This is a genomic window from Planococcus beijingensis (assembly GCF_016820615.1).
Classification (GTDB): Bacteria; Bacillota; Bacilli; order Bacillales_A; family Planococcaceae; genus Planococcus; species Planococcus notacanthi.
This window is the reverse complement of the sequence record NZ_JADHDZ010000001.1, coordinates 664,701-683,829: the sequence shown is the minus strand read 5'-3', so window position 1 is coordinate 683,829 and position 19,129 is coordinate 664,701. Positions and strand designations below refer to the sequence as shown.

Below are 19,129 nucleotides of genomic sequence, written 5' to 3'. Positions count from 1 at the left end.
CTTTCCTCCTTAATCTTTCATCTTCGGATCGAGGGCATCTCGAAGTCCATCACCGATTAAGTTAAATGCAATCATGATCAAACTTAGCAAGATAGCTGGGAACGCTAAGATATGCGGTGCGAACTGAATTAACGCATAGCCATCGTTAATCAATGTTCCGAGTGAAGCATCCGGTGCCTGCAGCCCCAATCCAATAAAGCTTAAGAAAGCTTCAAAGAAAATAGCGCTTGGAATTGTAAACATGGTATTGATGATGATTACGCCTAATACGTTAGGCATCAAATGCTTCCAGATTATACGAGTGTCGCTGGCACCCAACGTGCGGGCGGCCAAAACGAATTCCTGGCTCTTGTACTTAAGCACCTGGCCACGGACAACTCGAGACATCCCTGTCCAACCGGTTATCGTCAGAGCGATGATGATGGCTAGTATTCCCGGATCCATGATTAGAATGAACAGGATAACCACAACAAGGTTTGGAATACCTGTTAAAATTTCAACGACCCGTTGCATGAAATCATCCACACGTCCGCCAAAGTAACCGGAAATCCCGCCGTAGATGACGCCGATCAACATATCAATCGCTGCTGCAACGAAAGCAATGAATAGGGATACTTGAGTCCCTTTCCAGACACGTGAAAACATATCACGGCCAAGCCCATCAGTTCCGAACCAGTAGTTGACTTCAACGTTTTTCATTTCATACAAATCGACTTCTTTGCCACCTAAAGTTCCGACTCCATCGAGGATCCCCAATTTTTCAATGACCGGGATCTTCGGTGGCAAGTTAGCGTGAGTAATAGTTTGGGCATTTGGTGCATACGGGCTGATGACCGGCCCTAAAAACGCCATAATGACGATTAGACCAAATAACACAATGCTGAATAAAGCGCCTTTGTTTTTGCGGATACGGTACCAGGCATCTTGCCAGAAGCTGACACTCGGCTTTGTGATGCGTTCCGCTTGATGTGCATCTAATGTAATGCGTTCAAACGAGCCTTTCGGCAGTTCCGGAATTTTATCGATTTTTTGAGTCATTAACTTTTACCTCCTGAAAGACGGATACGAGGATCAATGACACCATAGAGAATATCGACCAGTAAAATGATGACAATCAAGAATACTGAGAAGAAGATAGTGGTCCCCATAATGATGGAGAAATCACTGACCATAATTGATTTAACGAATTGTTCCCCGATGCCTGGAATTGCGAAAATCTGTTCCACTACGAGTGATCCAGTAAGGATGGATACTGCCATTGGGCCAAGAACTGTAATCAACGGAATCAATGCGTTACGGAATGCATGCTTGAATGCGATTTCTGAACCGCTTGCGCCTTTGGCTTTCGCCAAGGTGATGTAATCCGAACCCAGTACTTCAATCATTTCAGTACGGATAAAACGTGCAGCTGTCGCAAGCGGGAACATGGCCAACGCGATTGATGGCAGAACGCTGGACATAAAGCCGTCTTTCCATAATGCAACCGGGAACAATTCCCATTTCAATCCGAACCAATATTGCAGTAAAGATGCAAAAACGAAGGACGGAATTGAAATACCAACAATAGCGATAAACGTACTGGTGTAATCCATCCATGTGTTTTGCCTTAAAGCGGCAACCATGCCCAATAGAATTCCAAGCACAGTTCCGATCAGCATACCTTGGAAACCAATTTGAGCTGAAGGACCCATACGGCTTAAAATAACATCTGTTACATCTGCGCCTTTAAATTGGTTAATGGAAATCCCTAAATCTCCTTGCACTAACCCGAACATGTAATCAAAATACTGAACCGGAAGAGGTTTGTCCAAGCCATATCTTGCCTCTACAACTGCTCTTTGATCTGGAGTTAATTTATCTGCGGAAGCGATTGGGGAACCTGGTAGTACATTCATCAAGAAGAACGTGAACGTAGCGATTAAAGCCAGAGTGATAACCATATAAATTAAACGTTTGCCAATATATTTACCCATTGTGCACCTCCAAAAATAAGTCTATTTGACAAGCTCTATGCATAATAAACAGAGTCTTGTTATATTCATGAGTTAGCAGAAAACCGTTAATTTTCGGTTAATTCCTTTACATTAGAAAAGAGAGTATATCGTCCTAACAATGCGATATACTCTCCTTCTATTTTGTTTTTACAGTAACGGGATTAAATTATTCTTTTCCAGAAATAGAAGCCCACTTATAGCTGTATTCCCCACCGAATGGGTGTTTAATGATACCGTTAACGTAAGGTTTTTGAAGAGCTTTTTCACCACGTTGGTAAATTGGTGCAATCGCTGCATCGTCTTCTAACAAGATTTTTTCAGCTTTAGCCATTGCTTCCCAACGTGCAGCTGGATCTTGTGCAAGTTCTGCTTTAGCAGATTCTACTAATTTATCAAATTCTTCGTTAGAATAAGACATCAAGTTGTGTGAAGATCCTGTTACGAACAAGTCAATGAAAGTCATTGGATCTTGGTAATCAGGGCCCCATCCAGATGTTTGGATGTCATAATCCTGTGCTTCGTCAAGTTCAAGACGAACTGCAAAAGGTACTGCTTTCAGATTAACTGTCAAACCTTCAAGATTTGTTTCAAGTTGATCTTTTAAATATGCATCCATGTTCTTAGCTGTTTCTGTATCGCCACCAAGCAATTCCAAAGTGACTTCAGTCAAGCCTTCTTCCTCTAAGCCTTTAGCCCAAAGTTTCTTAGCTTCTTCAGCGTTGAATTCAAGCATGTCTCCGTTTACTTCACGGAAATCTTTTTTGCTTTCATCAAAAGTGAATTCAGTTGGAACTAAGAAGTTTGCAGGAAGTGAACCATTCGCCAATACAACATCTGCTAGATCTTGTTTGTTGAAAGCTGTTGCAATTGCTTTACGGATATTTACGTTTTTAAGAGCTGTTGCTGCTCCTTCACGTTCTTGGTTAAATTTCAAGTAAAATACAGTTGGCTCCAAATCAGTTACTACTTCTTCGTTATCGCCATACTGCAATGCAAATTCTCCACTTAGGATTGCTTGGTCTTTTTCACCTGAGTTGTACAAGTTCACTGAAGTAGCAGGTTCTTTAACTACGTCAACATTGATTGTTTCAAGTTTAACTGTTTCAGCATCCCAGTACTCAGGATTTTTCTGCATTTTCCAAGTCAAGCCAGTGCCGTCCCAATCAGTAAGTGTGAATGGTCCGTTGAAAAGAAGGTTGTCAGAGTTAGACGCATATGCATCGCCTTTTTCAGTAACAAACGCTTCGTTTTGCGGGTAGAAAGTTCCGAATGCCATTAATGACATGAAATATGGAACCGGGCGTTCAAGTTTTACTTCAAGAGTTTTTTCATCAATAGCTTTAACGCCTAGTTCTGCTTTATCCATAGAACCTTCAGAAATTGCTGTAGCGTTAAGGATTGTTCCGCTCATCATGTATGGACCATAAGGAGATCCAGTTGCAGGATCAATCGCACGCTGCCAAGAGAATACGAAATCTTCAGCTGTTACAGGAGTACCATCTGACCAGTTAGCATCACGCAATTTAAACGTGTATGTCAAACCGTCTTCGCTTACTTCTGGCTCGCCTTCAGCCAATGCCGGAATAGCGATGTTTTCTTGATCTAAACGAAATAGTCCTTCGTTTACGTTATTCAAGATATTGAAAGCTACTGTGTCTTCAGCGATTGCCGAATCCATTGTTGGAATTTCTGCGCTTTCCATCAAGTTAAGTTCTTGTACTGAGTCTAAATCCCCAGCTGTCTCTGTACCTTCTTTTTCGTCTGTAGTTTCAGTCCCAGTGTCAGCGTTATCGCCGCCCCCACATGCTGCTAGAAAAGCACTTAGTACTAAAACTAGGCTTAGTAGCCAAAAAATCTTGCTGTTCTTCACTAAATTGACCCCCTCGAATTTTCTGAAAACTTGGTACACTGCTAATTATACATAATTTTTTTTTGTTGTACAGAACTTTTTTTGGAAATTTTTACACTCTTGTAACAATTGCGTTACATTAACATTACATAAAAGCGCCAGAATATTGGATTTGTAAGCGTTTTCGCCGTCTAAGATAAATAAAGAATTTTTGATTTTTTTTTTAATTTCTTCTACAATTGATAAGAATCGAGGTGCGAGTTTTGAAGAAAATAGGTTTCTCTTTAGTAATTATCCAAGTATTGATTTTCGTGACAATATTTTTCCGGGCAGAAAATCTTTCCTTGTTGTCCTATATCAACAACTCATTTATTTACGGTGGCGTTCTGCTGTTTTTCGGTTTGTGGGTTTTCGTCGTCCGTACAGGCGTATTTGATATATTCACCATCAGCATGAGAAAAGCTTTTAAGCTGAAATCCACACTGGATGATGATGAAATGCGTCCCCCATCCGAAGCATTGGGATTTTCCAGTTCTCTGCTGTTGACCACAGGTGCAGTCACTATGCTAATCATGGGAATTTGCCTGATGATTTACAGCTTCTAACATTGCACCTCAAATCGCTTATGTATTATAATAATAAGACATATATTGAGCGATGAAAAAGAAGAGTAAATGCAGTTCCTTCTATAAAGAGAGTCTGTGGTTGGTGGAAACAGATGGAGGATTGCATTGAATGGGCTTTTGAGCTGAACCGGTGAACGTGGAGTAGCCGGTTCCGTGTTCTTCACGTTATGAAGAAGAGTGGCCGGTGACGGCAACTAGGGTGGTACCGCGGAAAACACATCATTCGTCCCTTTTTTTAGGGGTGTGTGCTGTGTTTTTTACTTTGAGGAGGAATATTGATGAAGAAAATTTTTTCAGGCGTTCAGCCTACTGGTACGGTGACACTCGGAAATTACATAGGAGCGTTCAAGCAATTTACAGATTTGCAGGACGAGTATGATTGCATCTTCTGCATCGTCGACCAACATGCCATTACAATGCCCCAGGATCGTTTAGAGCTCCGGAAAAACATTCGTGCTTTAGCAGCTCTCTATTTGGCTGTCGGAATCGATCCGGAAAAAGTCACCTTGTTTATCCAATCTGAAGTTCCCGCCCATGCACAAGCCGGATGGATGCTGCAATGCGTCTCCACTATCGGTGAACTTGAGCGCATGACCCAGTACAAAGACAAGTCCGCGAAAAACACGTCTGTTCTAGCAGGATTATTGACTTACCCACCATTGATGGCAGCCGATATTCTTTTGTATCAGACGGATATCGTCCCTGTCGGCGATGATCAAAAGCAGCATATCGAACTGACACGTGATTTGGCAGAACGCTTCAACCGCAAATACAACGACATCTTTACGATCCCTGATATTCGCGTGCCCAAGAACGGAGCACGCATCATGTCCTTGCAGGATCCGTCGAAAAAGATGAGCAAATCCGATACCAATAAAAAAGCCATCATTACTTTATTGGATGACCTGAAAACGATCGAGAAAAAAATCAAGAGCGCTGTCACGGATTCTGAAGGAGTAGTCAGCTACGATCCGATCAACAAGCCTGGTGTTGCGAACTTGTTGACTATTGAAGCTGCGTTGACCGGAGAAAGCATTGATAGTCTGGTGGCTAAATATGAAGGTTCCGGCTACGGAGATTTTAAAGCTTCTGTTGCCAAAGCCGTCACTGAACATTTGGCACCGATCCAAGAACGCTACGCTGCGCTTCTCGGTTCTGAAGAGCTGGATGCGATACTCGATGTTGGTGCTGAAAAAGCCAATTACCTGGCAAATAAAACGTTAAAGAAAATGGAAAACGCTATGGGTCTTGGACGGAAAAGAAAATAAAACAGAAAAAAAAGGAGCTGCGAATTCGCAGCTCCTTTTCCATTTTCTTTTATTCAGCTACTTCTGCTGATTCTGCGTTTACCGCAAGATCAGACAAGTACACTCCAGTGCCATCACCGATTGCATAGTTCATTACGCGTTTATTGACAGGAGCCAATAGTGCACGGTATAGCGTAGGGAATACCGGTACTTCGTCAACCATCAATTGCTGCCATTCGTTGTAAACTTCTTGGCGGTATGCTAGGTCAAATGCTTTTTCTGAACGGCCTTCTGCTAGAAGGCGATCATTTTCTTCATTTTCCCAACGGCCGAAGTTGTACAATGTGTCAGCGCCGTACAGACCTGAAGGATCTACGTCAATTCCAACTCCCCAAGCTGCTTGGTAAACATCTACGCTTGGATCATCTTCTCCGCCGTTACCTACACGATCGTAGAACGAGTTAAACTCAACCATTTCCAAATTCACGTTCAAACCAACAGCTTCCCAAGACTGAACATAGTATTGTGCCAAAGGCTCAGCTGTATCGCCGCCAGTCATAGAAACAAAATTGATTTCCAATGGATTGCCTTCTGGATCTTCACGGAAACCGTCATCATCTGTATCAACATATCCAGCTTCTTCTAAAAGTTGTTTAGCGACTTCAGGATCGTATTCTCTGCCTTTATTGTTTTCATCATGGAATTCAGGATGGGATGGCGGAATCAATGTTGTAGCATTCCAACGCAAACCGTTATAGAACTTTTCGCCGACAGCTGCGTTATCCACTGCATGCCACATTGCTTGGCGAAGTTCTACATCGCCCATTTTCGATTCAGGGTCATACGCAACACGGTTGTTTTCAGCATCCCATGTTCCCTGCTTGAAGCCGATATACGTATAAGCACGATCAATTGTTCCCAAATACTCTACATTCGACATTTCAGCATTATCCGGGAATTGATCTACAGGGAAATCACTTACCAGGTCAACACCGCCAGTTTCCAATTCCTGAACGACTGTCGAACTGCTGATTACTTTAATTGTTACACCATCAAGTTTTGGTTCTCCGCGCCAGTAGTCTTCGTTTTTAGAAAGAGTCACAGACTCTCCAGGTACGATGCTGTCCACTTTGAATGGCCCAAAACCGATTGGCTTTTCACGCACTTCAGGTGAAGACGAGATATCAGCAACTGCCATGTCTCCGAAGATATGCTTAGCCAATGGGTAAGTCCAGATACTTCCTGTTAATAGAGAAGGTGTTGATTCGATATACGTAATCGACAAGGTTTTTTCATCGATCACTTCAATGCCTGAAATTGTATCAGCTTTCCCGCTGTTATACTCTTCCATTCCTTCAATGTTGGTGAAATCAGTATTGTAGCGAGGGCCGTCATAATCAGGGTTACCGATTACTTCGTGCGCAAACAGCCAATCTTCTGCAGTTACAGGTTCGCCGTCATGCCAATTGACATTGTCGCCAATTTTGAAGGTAAATGTACGGCCATCTTCTGAAACTTCATATGTTGCAGCTCCATCATTGGTATACACATAGTTTTCATCCCATGTTAATAGACCTTCATCAAACCAGTTCAAAATTTCAGCATCCGGTGCACCGGAGTAGAAGTTCCAGTTCAATGTTCCTTCAAATACTGTATCCGACACCAAACCGAATGTAACGGTTCCGCCATCAATGGCTTCCCCTTCATTTGTTTTTACATTGTCGAAATCTTCAATTGAGTACATGCCGCCATTCTTCAGATCCTGTCCGCCGTCGGCTTCTTTTTTCCCGCCTTCTTCTTTAGACGTATCGTCTCCGGAACAAGCTGCCAAGACCATTACAAAAGACAACATCGGCAATGCTAAATATCTGGACCATTTGTTTTTCGCCATTCTCTGTTTCCTCCTCTTTTCTAATAACTAAAGGTATTTCTGACTGATGTTGTACTCGAATAGAGTTGTTTCTTTCTGGTACTGAGAACCCTACTCCTCCTTTTCCCCCGCTTTTTGTCACCCTCTACGCTGTCGTGCGTCAGTAGCACGTTTTAACGCTTGCCCGACATTATTTATGCTAAGCATCAAAACAAAAATCAGGATTGATGCAGGTAACCAAATCCACCATCGTAATTCCAGTGTTTGCGGATTTCTTGCATAACTGATCAAGGTCCCCAAACTCGGAGTCGATTCCGGGAAGCCGAACCCTAAAAAGGATAAGCCTGACTCGATTCCGATATTGCCTGCCAAATTCAACGTCATCGTAACAATGATGATCGAACTAAGATTCGGCAGAACCTGGAAAAACATGATTTTAAAATCGGATGTCCCTAATGTTTTAGAAGCTTTTACGTAATCCAGTTCTTTTTCCTGCAATGCTTTTGAACGGATCAATCGCGCAATTCCCATCCATAGGAAAGCTGTCATGATCAATGAGAAAGATACAATACTGTATCCTGGTACCGCTGTAACAAATGCGATAACGATCATCAAAATCGGCAAAACCATGAAGAAGTCAACAAAGCGCATGAAAATATTATCCACAGTTCCGCCGTAATAACCAGAAATCAAACCTACCAATATGCCGATGATTCCAGTCAGTAATGTGACCAAAAATCCAATAGCTAATGAATTCCGTGTACCGATGATCAATTGCCCAAAAATATCGCGGCCGCCGTAATCCGTCCCCAGCCAATAAGTGGCCGATGGCGGCTCATATAGTGCAAAAAGATCTACTTTGATAATCTCAGACTGGTCCATGATGATCGAAGTGCCGAAGACGCCAGCAATGATCAAAAACAGGAACAAGAGAGAACCAAATGCAACTTTGTCCCGAATCAGCTCTCTTAGTAATATACTGAATCCAGATGGGCTTTTGCCAAGATCCACATCAGGGATTTGTGCTCCACTGTCTTTATCAATTCTCATATTTACACCTCTAAAATTGTCATTTATTATTTAATCCGTATGCGTGGATCAACCAAACTCAAGATGATATCGGATAGCAATGCCCCGATAATCGCTGCTAGTCCAAACAACAGGACAAGAGCTGTCATAACGCTGTAATCACGTAAGCTGATTGAAGAAAGGAACAATTCACCCATTCCTGGGTAGCCGAAAATATTCTCGATGAAAATGGTCCCGCCAATCAAGCCAGTGATTTCATAGCCGAAGAATGCGGCAATCGGCAACAGGGAATTCCGCAAAATGTGGCGATTGTAGACCCGTGCTTCAGAATTACCTTTTGCTCTGGCTGTTACGATAAAATCTTTTTGTTTTGTATCAATGATCTCACTTCTCAAATACTGGACTGTTGAAACAGTGGTAATTAATGCCATAGACAATGCCGGCAATAATAAATGATTCAGTTTGCTCAGGAAATATGCGAAGGTTCCCGGTTCAGTACCCGGCGTCACACTTCCGCTTGTCGGGAACCAGCCCAACTGGAATCCAAAAACAAACAGCATAACCAAGGCGAAAATAAATAATGGAGCTGCAAAGCCTATATACGTATATCCTGTGATGGCACGATCCAACCATGTGTCGTTAAAGCGGCCGCTGATGATTCCAAGTGGAATGGCAATCAAGTAAGTCAGGATCAATGTAGCCAATGACAGCCACAATGTATTGATCATGCGTTCGCCGATCAATTCAGATACTGGCATCTTAAAGCGGAATGACTGTCCGAAATCCCCTTGAAGCACACCTTTGATCCAGTCGATATACTGTACATACCATGGATTGTTCAATCCAAGACGTTCTCGCATCGCTTCGATGGTCGCAGGGTCGATGTTGGGATCGATCAGTCCGGTTAATGCATCTCCAGGCATTGCTTGGGCCAAGATGAACACCAAGACACTCAAGAGGATAATTTGCGGGATCGTTATAAGTGTTCTGCGTAAAATTAATTTCCACATACCATTCAACCTCTCTCAGGCAACGCTACTTGGTGGGTAGCTGAAATTGATTTTAAAGAGAAAGGCAAACCTTCTTCATCAAAAAAGTCTTTCTCCAACTTGTCGTACTCAGATTTCACCAGTTTGCGATTTTCGTAATGCATTTCCCGATTGCGCGGGTTGCTGTCCGGAATGGCCGCAATCAACCGTTTTGTATAAATGTGCTGCGGGTTGTTGAAAATTTCGTCAGATGTCCCATGTTCAACATATCGCCCTTTATACATGATGCCGATGTGATCGCACATGTGGCGGATAATCCCCAAATCATGGCTGATGAATAAATACGTCAAGTTCAATTCTTTTTGTATTTCACGCATGAAATTCAATACTTGCGCCTGGACGGAAACATCCAAGGCAGATACCGGTTCATCCGCAATGATCAATTTTGGATTGAGCGCTATTGCCCGGGCAATACCGATCCGCTGCCGCTGTCCTCCGGAGAATTCATGCGGGTATTTATAGATAGCTTCTGGACTGAGCCCAACTAATTCCATTAGCTCCTGAACACGGATCCGCTCTTCTTTAGCCGATAAGTTTTCATAGTTGCGCAGAGGTTCTGCCACAATATCCACTACTCTTTTTTTAGGGTTCAATGAGGAAAATGGATCTTGGAAAATCATCTGGATATCTTTTCGCACATCAATATACTCTTTCTTGTTGATCGTAGCCAAATCTCTTCCTTCAAACATGACCTTGCCTGAAGTGATATCGTTCAAACCGATAATCGCGCGTCCTGTTGTTGTCTTTCCTGATCCAGATTCGCCGACAAGCCCATAAGTTTGGCCCTGTTCAATAGAGAATGAAACACCATCTACTGCGCGAACATGATCTTTTACTGTCTGAAAGACTCCTCCACGTACGGGGAAATGAACTTTCAGGTTTTCAACTTCAATTAGCGACATAATTGCGCTCCTCCTCGGCTTGTTCTGGGAAGTAAAAGTCCTTGTAGCATGTGCAGCGCACAAAATGTCCAGGACTAATTTCATGGAGTTCCGGTGAAGCTTCGTGTGAAGATTCTTCGATCCAAGGAATTCTGGCAGCGAACCGGCAACCGGTTCTTGGCAGTTTCTGGAGCGATGGCACTACCCCTTGTATTACGTGGAGTTCTTCTTTCACGTCGTTCAATGTAGGTATTGAATTTAAAAGTGATCGGGTATACGGGTGCTGTGGATTTTCCATCAATGTATAAACATCTGCAATCTCCACAATTTGCCCCGCGTACATGACTGCTACCCGATCGGCCATTTCTGCTACGACACCCAAATCGTGTGTGATTAGGATAATGCCGGCATTGATGGTGTCTTTCAATTCTTTTATCAAATCAAGGATCTGTGACTGAATCGTCACGTCTAACGCAGTTGTCGGTTCATCTGCAATCAACAGTTCAGGCTGATTGGAAATCGCCATAGCGATTACAATACGTTGGCGCATTCCGCCTGACAGTTCATGCGGATACTGGTGATATGTTTTTTCTGGACGGGGAATGCCCACTTGATTCAATAAATTGATGACCTGCTTTTTTCGCAGGCTCTTGGAACTTTTCGGGTTGTGCAGGAAAATTGCTTCATCAATTTGATCTCCCACTACCATAAGCGGATTCAGAGCTGAAAGTGCATCCTGAAAAATCATTCCCATATCTTTGCCGCGCAATTTTCTCATTTGGCTGGTGCTGGCCTTTACCAGGTTGATCCCTTTGTAATCAATATCCCCTTCGATTTTGGCTCTTGTATGAAGACCCATGATAGAAAAAGCAAAAGCACTTTTGCCGGATCCTGATTCACCTACGATTGCCAACACTTCGTTCTTTCTAACGGTCAACGATACATCATCAACTGCAGCGTAATAATCATCTTTAATTCTAAAAGACGTTTTTAAATTCTTGATATTCAACAAAACATCATTCACATTTATCCTCCTCAAAATGAATCCGTTCTATGGTTGTCTTCTTGCTGAACTGAGCGACTTAATACATGCAATGAAGTTTTCAATTTTCAGACATATCATCCTAAAAAAATGTTAACACTTGCTGGGCTGTTTCCCCGGAACAGCACCATCAACATTAATGTTTTCTTCGGATAATGGTTTCTACCATTAATTTTATTACAATAAAATTACAAAAACAATGATTATTATTAATTTTATGAATTATTTCGTAATTCCGAATAGCAATTTCTCTTTAGAAAACCAGTCGTACCAACGTTTTGGTAGGGATTAAATTATTGTGAATATCCACTCATTTTTTAAGAAGAAAGAGCCTAGTAAATATTGTTCATATAATTTGTATTGTACATCCATATAATTAAACACTAATGCTCTGTGTAAATAGAATAACACAAGCCAAACAATAATCGGAAAACTTTTTCAATTTTTATAAAAATATGTCATTCTCCCCTTATTTCTACATGGAAAACATAAAAACAGCTAGCTGCGTCAACAAAGCGCAACTAGCTGTTTCATCTAGATAGTGGTTAAATTTTCTTGAATACCAGTGAAGCGTTATGTCCACCAAAGCCTAGTGAATTGCTCATAGCAAATTTCAAATCCGCTTTGCGGGCTTCATTTGGAACATAATCCAAATCGCATTGCTCGTCCGGTGTTTCGTAATTCGTTGTTGGGGGCATAATGCCTTCTTGAAGAGCCAACGCAGTGAAGATCGCTTCTACTCCACCTGCTGCACCAAGTAAATGGCCTGTCATAGATTTTGTAGAACTCATTCCTAATTTGTAGGCATGCTCACCAAATACCGTTTTCACAGCCATGGTCTCGTACAAATCATTATATGGTGTACTTGTTCCATGCGCATTGATATAACCGACTTCCGTTGTTTCAACACCGGCATCTGCTAAAGCTTGTGCCATTGCACGGGCCGCTCCTTCTCCACCTTCAGCAGGAGCTGTAATATGGTGGGCATCGCCAGTCGAGCCGTACCCGACCACTTCCGCATAGATTTTGGCGCCACGTGCTTTTGCGTGTTCATATTCTTCAAGGATAACAATCCCTGCACCTTCACCGATAACGAAACCATCGCGGTTCTTATCGAATGGACGGGATGCTGTAGCTGCATCCGGATTGGTCGTCAATGCCGTATTGGCTGTAAAGCCGGCTACAGACAATTGCGTGATCGGTGCTTCAGCGCCACCCGAAATCATTACATCTGCGTCTCCGCGCTGGATGACTTTAAAAGCATCTCCAATTGAGTTGGTGCCGGACGCACAGGCAGTCACCGAGCAGGAGTTGATGGCTTTTGCGCCAAAGTAAATCGATACTTGCCCTGAAGCCATATCAGGAATAATCATTGGAATCAGGAACGGGCTGATGCGGCGGACGCCTCTTGTATTCAACACATTCATCTGGTTTTCAATAGTTTCCATTCCGCCGATGCCAGAACCGATCCAAACTCCCGTACGCAAAGCTGTATTGTCATCCAGTTCAAGGTCAGCATCTTTCATGGCCATAATGGAGGCTGCTAACGCATAATGCGTAAAACGGTCCATTTTCCGGGCATCTTTCTTTTCTACATAATCTTCCATTGAAAAACCTTCTACTTCAGCTGCCACTTTTGCTGAATACAAATCTGCATCCAATCTAGTTAAGGGACCGACACCGGATTTCCCGCTTTTTACAGCTTCCCAGGTTGTTTCGATGTTATTGCCTAAAGGTGTTACAGCACCAATTCCCGTAATAACTACACGGCGATTATCCATTCTATCTTCTTCCTTTCGCATAGCTGATTATTTGCCCCACTTCATTGCAATTGCTCCCCAAGTCAAGCCACCACCGAATCCAACCATGACGATGACATCGTCATCTTTGACACGGCCTTCTTCAATGTCTTCAACAAGAGAAATCGGAATTGAAGCTGCTGAAGTGTTGCCATACTTGTGAATCGTTTTCGACATTTTTTCAATCGGAAGCCCCAAGCGTTCTCTGGATGCTTCCATAATTCGAATATTCGCTTGATGTGGAATCAGAAAATCGACGTCCTCTTTCTGCAATCCCGCTTTTTCAATAACATTTACAGCAGATTCACCCATCTGGCGAACTGCAAACTTGAATACTTCCCGGCCGTTCATCTGCAGATGATCTTCTTCATCTTGGAACAGGTGCTTGCCGCCAGACCCATCAGCACCTAATTCAAAGGACAGAATCCCTCTTCCTTCGGATACTTTCCCGATGACTGCGGCTCCCGCTCCGTCACCGAAAAGGACAGCCGTATTACGGTCTTCCCAGTTGGTGATTTTTGATAATTTCTCGACGCCCACAACCAGAATATATTTATAAACATCATTGTCGATGAATTGTTTTGCTGTGATAACTCCATACATAAAGCCGGCACATGCTGCTGAAATATCCATAGCTGCAGCATTGACAGCGCCAATTTCCTGCTGGATGACACAAGACATCGATGGGAATGGCTGATCCGGCGTTACGGTCGCCACCAGGATCAAACCAATTTCAGCAGGATCGATTCCAGCATCTTGAATCGCTTTTTGCGCAGCTTCACGAGCCATATGAGAAGTATCCTGATCCTCTCTAGCGATCCGGCGTTCTTCTATGCCTGTCATTGTTCGAATCCATTCGTCACTGGTATCCATCCGCTGCTCTAATTGAAAATTCGTCAATTTATCTTCAGGCAAGCATCTGCCCATACCGATTATGCCAGCATTCATTTTATATCCCTCATTTCACTTGTCATCATATATTAGTACCTGGTGTTAATAATACGTCATCTATCCTTTAATTTCAACTAACTGACATATTTCCGACAAAAAATCTTCAATCTCTCCAATCTTTCTTTCTGTCTGTCGGAGCTTGTGCTATGATTAATCTAGATATTCTATGTAGAGGTGAAACTAGATGCAATATATTGGAACGTTCTTATGGTCATTCTTATTGATTTCATTGGTCAACTATGTGGTAAGTGCAGTACAAAACGTACCCTTCGACTTCATGATCGGCGTTTACATTTCAGTCGGAGTTTCAATCATGATCTTCGTTATGTCAGCTGTCATTCCTAATGAACCAGCTCCTGAAAAGCATTAATAGAAAAAGAAGCGTAAACCGGCTAGCCGGTTTACGCTTCTTTTTTGTTGATGATGATTTGCTTGTTGTCGCCCATAGTCAATTCCAACTCTGTATTTGCGACGATTCCACCTTTGATCAATTCACGGGCGATATTCGTTTCGATATTTCGCTGGATAAACCGTTTTAATGGCCGTGCCCCGAATACCGGATCGGTTCCAGCTTCGACGATATAGTCGATGACGGAATCATCCACTGTCAGCTTGATTTGCTGCTGACTGATGCGGGCTGCCAATTCAGCGATCATCTTCTTGGCAATGCCGTAGAAATGAGTGTTGTTGAGCGCATGGAAAATGACGATGTCATCAATGCGGTTCAACAGCTCCGGTTTGAAATGTCTGCGCAATTCGCTCATGACAATGTCTTCAATATCATGTTCATTGCTCGTATCGCTGATGTGGGCTGATCCGATATTGGAAGTCATGATCACTACCGTGTTCGAGAAGTTGATTAAGCGCCCTTGGCTGTCGGTGATGCGCCCGTCATCCAGAATCTGCAACAGGATATTGGCGACATCCGGGTGGGCTTTTTCAATTTCATCAAGCAACACGACAGAATAAGGGTTGCGGCGTACCGCTTCGGTCAACTGTCCACCCTCTTCATAGCCGATGTATCCTGGCGGCGCTCCGACCAAACGGGATACACTGTGTTTTTCCATATACTCGGACATGTCGATTCGGATAAAATGATCTTCCGAATCAAACAGATTTGCAGCAAGAGACTTGGCCAATTCGGTTTTACCGACACCGGTCGGACCTAGGAAAATAAATGAACCAATCGGTTTCTTCTCATCCTTGATGCCTGCCCGCGCTCTCCATACAGCTTCCGTCACCAGTTCAACTGCCTTATCTTGTCCGATGACACGTTCTTTTAAGGTCTCGCCTAAGCGAAGCAATTTTTCACGTTCACCTTCCACCAATTTGGTTACCGGGATTCCAGTCCATCTGGCGACAATGCCGGCAATTTCTTCTTCCGTCACTTCTTCACGCAACAACCGTTCAGCGCCGTCTTTTTCAAGGTTGGCTTCGAGCGCTACCAATTCCTTTTCCAGTTCCGGAATCTTGCCATGCTGCAGAACGGCTGCCGCATTCAAATCATAGCGGTTTTCCGCATCTTCCAGCTGGCGGCGGAACTGATCCAATTGTTCCCGCTTTTCCTGGATTTTCTTCAACGACTCTTTTTCTTCTGTCCACTGATTTTTCATATCTGCAGAAGAATCGCGCAGCTCCGTGATTTCTTTACGCAAAGTATCCAAGCGTGTTTTGCTGGCTGCATCGGTTTCTTTCATCAATGCCTGCTCTTCGATTTCAAGCTGCATAAGGCGGCGCGTCACTTCATCCAATTCCTGCGGCATGGAATCGATTTCCGTCCGGATCATCGCACAAGCCTCATCGATCAAATCAATGGCTTTGTCCGGCAAAAAGCGTTCAGTGATGTACCGATCCGACATAGCAGCCGCAGCTACAATGGCACGGTCATGTATCCGCACAGCATGGTGCAGTTCAAAACGTTCCTTCAAACCGCGCAAAATCGACACCGTGTCTTCTACAGAAGGCTCTCTTACCATTACTTGCTGGAACCGGCGTTCCAAAGCCGGATCTTTTTCAATATGCATCCGGTATTCGTCCAATGTGGTCGCTCCGATGCAATATAATTCCCCTCGGGCAAGCATCGGTTTCAGCATATTTCCTGCATCCATCGCACCTTCAGTTTTACCCGCTCCGACGATGGTATGAATTTCATCAATAAACAGGATGATCTGTCCTTCACTGTCTTTGACCTGTTTTAAAACACCTTTCAACCGTTCCTCAAATTCCCCCCGGTACTTGGCTCCAGCAATCAATGCGCTCATATCAAGCTCATAGATGGTCCGGTTTTTCAACCCTTCCGGTACGTCATTGCGGACAATTCGCTGTGCCAATCCTTCAACGATCGCCGTTTTGCCGACACCCGGTTCGCCGATCAATACCGGATTGTTTTTGGTTTTCCGCGACAGGATGCGGATGACATTACGGATTTCCTGGTCTCGTCCGATGACAGGATCCATTTTCCCTGATTGGGCTTGCTCCACCATATTGCGGCCAAACTGCTCCAACGGGGATTTTTGTTCTGTGTTATTTTGGAATTGAACCATAACAACCACACCTCTCAATTAGTTTGACTATCTTTGACTAATTAGATTATAGTCAAATTTTCAGGAATAAGCAATTATTTTGGTCCTAAAAAAGGCCGTTACGGAATAAAATCCATAACGGCCTTTCAAAAATAGATTATCTGACGCCAAGCGCCATTTTTGCGTAACGCGACATATGTTCTTTGCCCCATACCGGCTGCCAGACGATTTTAACATCGACTTCTTCCACTTCAGGCAGCTCATATAATGCTTCTTTGACCATTTGAACGATTTGAGGTCCCATCGGGCAACCCATTGACGTTAATGTCATGGTAACCACTGCAAATCCGTCTTCTGTAACCATTACATCATATACAAGGCCCAAATTGACAATATCGACACCCAATTCAGGATCGATTACTGTTTCTAAGGCACCCATCATGCTGTCTTTCATATCTTGATCCATTCAGAATCCCTCCCTTTACTGTTAGTACCATCTTAACAAACTTTCACTGGAAATGAAATTTACACGCTTATTCCAGCAAATACTTAGCCAGCCAGTTTGTTGCTTCAAGCATGCCGGTCCGGCTCACCGCATGTCCCGCTTCGCGTTCACGCTTGAATTCGATCTTCTCAGGGATCGCTTCATATTGTTGTTTCAATTCTTTATACAAGCGATATGTCGGTTCAAATGGAACCGTGACATCCTGTTCCCCATGCCAGAAATAAATCGGGCGTCCATTGAATTTCTCCAAATGGCGGCGGCTGTCAAAAATAGCTAAAGTCGACAGCATCTTTTCGCGTTCTTCTTCACTGATCGGCAACTGGAAACCTCTCTTTTCGTATTGGGCCATCTGTGCCTGTGCCAATTCCACATAGTTTCCGGCACCCATCATCACTGCGGCCGCTTTGATCCACGGATAGACCGTCATTGCGCCCAGCGTCGTAATACCGCCCATTGATGTACCGCCTACTGCTGGTTCACCGGCCATCAATCCGCGTTTATGTAATTCATCCCGCAGAAATGCCAATTCTTCAATTGATGTCAACACGATTTCCCAAAATCGTAAGCTTATCTGGACTCCATCCAATCCTTCACTTCGTTCTCCGTGGAGATGGGAATCAGGTAAAATCACACGGATTCCTTTATCAGCCAATTGGTATGCATAATGCAGATTATGCTCTTTAGCACTCGTATGTCCATGAAAAAAAATAACGGTCGGCAACTCTTTTGCATCCTGTTCCGGGGTTATGTTCAGCAATGGGATATGTCCCCAGACTTGTCGTTCAACTCTCATCTCAAATCACTTCCTTCATTAGTAATCCTACCAATCTTAACCTTATCCAGCAAATGTCAATCTACTTCCCAAAAAACCCTGTCGATTTTCTCAAGATTTTTTGACGAAACCCTCGTATTATCGCTACACTAGTAGTATAGAGAAAGGAGTCGGCTATTTATGAAGCAACATTTGATTGTTCTAGATTTAGATGGAACCTTATTAACCGATCAAAAAGTCATTTCACCCAAAACGAAACTGACTTTAAATAAAGCACTTGAAGCAGGGCATCAAGTTATGATTGCCACTGGGCGTCCATACCGTTCAAGCGAACCGTATTACAAAGAATTGGGGTTGACGACACCAATCGTCAACTTCAATGGAGCTTTTGTGCATCATCCAGCCAATCAGCATTGGGGCATGCACCATAACCCGATCGGGCTCGACGTTGTCCATGAAGTGGTCGAATCCATGCACAACTATGAATTCCACAATATCGTCGCTGAAGTATTGGATGATGTCTATGTCCATCACCACGATGAAAAACTAATGGATATCTTCCGGTTCGGTGATCCGACCATCACCACGGGTGACTTGCGAAATTACTTAAAAACAGATCCAACTTCTATTCTGATTCATGCACCTTTTGAACGCGTACAGGAAATTCATGATCATCTCTCTTCTGTCCATGCGGAAGTCATCGATCATCGTCGCTGGGGAGCTCCTTGGCACGTCATTGAAATTGTCAAAAGCGGAATGAGCAAAGCTGTCGGACTTGACCGCGTCTCTAAATCGCTCGGGATTTCACGGGAAAACATCATTGCATTCGGCGACGAAGACAATGACCTGGAAATGATAGATTTTGCAGGCGTCGGAGTTGCAATGGGCAACGCCATTGATCCGTTGAAGAACATAGCTAACGAAATAACTTTAACCAATAATGAAGACGGCATCGCTGAATTGCTGATCGATCGATTGAAATTGTAAAAGAAA

At 43.4% G+C, this 19,129-nt stretch carries 17 protein-coding genes and 1 other annotated feature; of the genes, 4 read left to right on the top strand and 13 right to left on the bottom strand.

What is annotated here, in order from left to right:
* Positions 1-9: 9 nt before the first annotated feature.
* From opp3C to IRE19_RS03135, 3 genes are all read right to left on the bottom strand, one after another.
* Positions 10-1,038, bottom strand: coding sequence for an oligopeptide ABC transporter permease (opp3C, locus tag IRE19_RS03145; RefSeq protein WP_191713873.1), 1,029 nt, complete (start codon positions 1,036-1,038; stop codon positions 10-12).
* Positions 1,038-1,973, bottom strand: a complete 936-nt coding sequence (opp3b, locus tag IRE19_RS03140; protein WP_191713872.1) for an oligopeptide ABC transporter permease — start codon at positions 1,971-1,973, stop codon at positions 1,038-1,040. Before opp3b ends, opp3C begins: the two co-directional genes overlap by 1 nt.
* A gap of 187 nt (positions 1,974-2,160) precedes the next feature.
* Complete coding sequence (locus IRE19_RS03135) at positions 2,161-3,864, bottom strand: peptide ABC transporter substrate-binding protein (protein WP_191713871.1); 1,704 nt, start codon at positions 3,862-3,864, stop codon at positions 2,161-2,163.
* Between the two features lie 242 nt (positions 3,865-4,106).
* Here IRE19_RS03135 and IRE19_RS03130 point away from each other — a divergent pair, with 242 nt between their 5' ends.
* The gene (locus IRE19_RS03130; protein WP_191713870.1) at positions 4,107-4,448 is read left to right on the top strand and encodes a DUF3899 domain-containing protein; all 342 of its coding nucleotides are present in this window, start codon (positions 4,107-4,109) and stop codon (positions 4,446-4,448) included.
* Between the two features lie 43 nt (positions 4,449-4,491).
* Positions 4,492-4,703 (top strand) — a binding site (T-box leader).
* A gap of 44 nt (positions 4,704-4,747) precedes the next feature.
* Positions 4,748-5,737, top strand: a complete 990-nt coding sequence (gene trpS / locus IRE19_RS03125) for a tryptophan--tRNA ligase (protein ID WP_203339310.1) — start codon at positions 4,748-4,750, stop codon at positions 5,735-5,737.
* A gap of 49 nt (positions 5,738-5,786) precedes the next feature.
* On the opposite strand, the gene opp4A is transcribed toward trpS, so the two are convergent.
* From opp4A to IRE19_RS03090, 7 genes are all read right to left on the bottom strand, one after another.
* Positions 5,787-7,607: an oligopeptide ABC transporter substrate-binding protein gene (gene opp4A, locus IRE19_RS03120; RefSeq protein ID WP_191713868.1), complete on the bottom strand. Its 1,821-nt coding sequence runs from the start codon at positions 7,605-7,607 to the stop codon at positions 5,787-5,789.
* 117 nt (positions 7,608-7,724) lie between these two features.
* Entirely contained in the window at positions 7,725-8,636 is a 912-nt protein-coding gene (locus IRE19_RS03115) for an ABC transporter permease (RefSeq protein WP_191713867.1), read from the bottom strand.
* A 26-nt stretch (positions 8,637-8,662) separates the two neighbouring features.
* A complete protein-coding gene (gene opp4B / locus IRE19_RS03110; protein ID WP_203339309.1) occupies positions 8,663-9,625 on the bottom strand; it encodes an oligopeptide ABC transporter permease in 963 nt (320 codons plus the stop codon).
* Between the two features lie 5 nt (positions 9,626-9,630).
* Positions 9,631-10,566, bottom strand: coding sequence for an ABC transporter ATP-binding protein (locus IRE19_RS03105; RefSeq protein WP_225218322.1), 936 nt, complete (start codon positions 10,564-10,566; stop codon positions 9,631-9,633).
* Positions 10,553-11,569 carry an ABC transporter ATP-binding protein gene (locus IRE19_RS03100; protein ID WP_191713865.1) on the bottom strand — a complete coding sequence of 339 codons (1,017 nt, stop codon included), beginning with the start codon at positions 11,567-11,569 and terminating at the stop codon, positions 10,553-10,555. Before IRE19_RS03100 ends, IRE19_RS03105 begins: the two co-directional genes overlap by 14 nt.
* 563 nt (positions 11,570-12,132) lie before the next feature.
* Positions 12,133-13,368, bottom strand: coding sequence for a beta-ketoacyl-ACP synthase II (fabF, locus tag IRE19_RS03095; RefSeq protein ID WP_191713864.1), 1,236 nt, complete (start codon positions 13,366-13,368; stop codon positions 12,133-12,135).
* A 27-nt stretch (positions 13,369-13,395) separates the two neighbouring features.
* The gene (locus tag IRE19_RS03090) at positions 13,396-14,334 is read right to left on the bottom strand and encodes a beta-ketoacyl-ACP synthase III (RefSeq protein ID WP_203339308.1); all 939 of its coding nucleotides are present in this window, start codon (positions 14,332-14,334) and stop codon (positions 13,396-13,398) included.
* A gap of 187 nt (positions 14,335-14,521) precedes the next feature.
* On the opposite strand from IRE19_RS03090, the gene IRE19_RS03085 reads away from it, so the two are divergent.
* A complete protein-coding gene (locus tag IRE19_RS03085) occupies positions 14,522-14,707 on the top strand; it encodes a YjzD family protein (protein WP_203339307.1) in 186 nt (61 codons plus the stop codon).
* A 31-nt stretch (positions 14,708-14,738) separates the two neighbouring features.
* Here IRE19_RS03085 and IRE19_RS03080 read toward each other — a convergent pair whose 3' ends face one another.
* The 3 genes from IRE19_RS03080 to IRE19_RS03070 form a co-directional block, all read right to left on the bottom strand.
* Complete coding sequence (locus tag IRE19_RS03080) at positions 14,739-16,880, bottom strand: ATP-dependent Clp protease ATP-binding subunit (protein WP_203339306.1); 2,142 nt, start codon at positions 16,878-16,880, stop codon at positions 14,739-14,741.
* 136 nt (positions 16,881-17,016) lie between these two features.
* The gene (locus tag IRE19_RS03075) at positions 17,017-17,325 is read right to left on the bottom strand and encodes a metal-sulfur cluster assembly factor (protein WP_191713860.1); all 309 of its coding nucleotides are present in this window, start codon (positions 17,323-17,325) and stop codon (positions 17,017-17,019) included.
* A gap of 67 nt (positions 17,326-17,392) precedes the next feature.
* Entirely contained in the window at positions 17,393-18,157 is a 765-nt protein-coding gene (locus IRE19_RS03070) for a prolyl oligopeptidase family serine peptidase (protein ID WP_203339305.1), read from the bottom strand.
* A gap of 159 nt (positions 18,158-18,316) precedes the next feature.
* On the opposite strand from IRE19_RS03070, the gene IRE19_RS03065 reads away from it, so the two are divergent.
* The gene (locus IRE19_RS03065; protein ID WP_203339304.1) at positions 18,317-19,123 is read left to right on the top strand and encodes a Cof-type HAD-IIB family hydrolase; all 807 of its coding nucleotides are present in this window, start codon (positions 18,317-18,319) and stop codon (positions 19,121-19,123) included.
* Positions 19,124-19,129: the final 6 nt, after the last annotated feature.

What these genes read in the sequence shown, in the direction of transcription:
- opp3b (WP_191713872.1), bottom strand. Translation starts at nt 1,973, where the DNA reads ATGGGTAAATATATTGGCAAACGTTTAATTTATATGGTTATCACTCTG.
- trpS (WP_203339310.1), top strand. Translation starts at nt 4,748, where the DNA reads ATGAAGAAAATTTTTTCAGGCGTTCAGCCTACTGGTACGGTGACACTC.
- IRE19_RS03090 (WP_203339308.1), bottom strand. Translation starts at nt 14,334, where the DNA reads ATGAATGCTGGCATAATCGGTATGGGCAGATGCTTGCCTGAAGATAAA.
- IRE19_RS03070 (WP_203339305.1), bottom strand. Translation starts at nt 18,157, where the DNA reads ATGAGAGTTGAACGACAAGTCTGGGGACATATCCCATTGCTGAACATA.
- fabF (WP_191713864.1), bottom strand. Translation starts at nt 13,368, where the DNA reads ATGGATAATCGCCGTGTAGTTATTACGGGAATTGGTGCTGTAACACCT.
- opp3C (WP_191713873.1), bottom strand. Translation starts at nt 1,038, where the DNA reads ATGACTCAAAAAATCGATAAAATTCCGGAACTGCCGAAAGGCTCGTTT.
- IRE19_RS03065 (WP_203339304.1), top strand. Translation starts at nt 18,317, where the DNA reads ATGAAGCAACATTTGATTGTTCTAGATTTAGATGGAACCTTATTAACC.
- opp4B (WP_203339309.1), bottom strand. Translation starts at nt 9,625, where the DNA reads ATGTGGAAATTAATTTTACGCAGAACACTTATAACGATCCCGCAAATT.
- IRE19_RS03075 (WP_191713860.1), bottom strand. Translation starts at nt 17,325, where the DNA reads ATGGATCAAGATATGAAAGACAGCATGATGGGTGCCTTAGAAACAGTA.
- IRE19_RS03115 (WP_191713867.1), bottom strand. Translation starts at nt 8,636, where the DNA reads ATGAGAATTGATAAAGACAGTGGAGCACAAATCCCTGATGTGGATCTT.
- IRE19_RS03105 (WP_225218322.1), bottom strand. Translation starts at nt 10,566, where the DNA reads ATGTCGCTAATTGAAGTTGAAAACCTGAAAGTTCATTTCCCCGTACGT.
- IRE19_RS03085 (WP_203339307.1), top strand. Translation starts at nt 14,522, where the DNA reads ATGCAATATATTGGAACGTTCTTATGGTCATTCTTATTGATTTCATTG.
- opp4A (WP_191713868.1), bottom strand. Translation starts at nt 7,607, where the DNA reads ATGGCGAAAAACAAATGGTCCAGATATTTAGCATTGCCGATGTTGTCT.
- IRE19_RS03080 (WP_203339306.1), bottom strand. Translation starts at nt 16,880, where the DNA reads ATGGTTCAATTCCAAAATAACACAGAACAAAAATCCCCGTTGGAGCAG.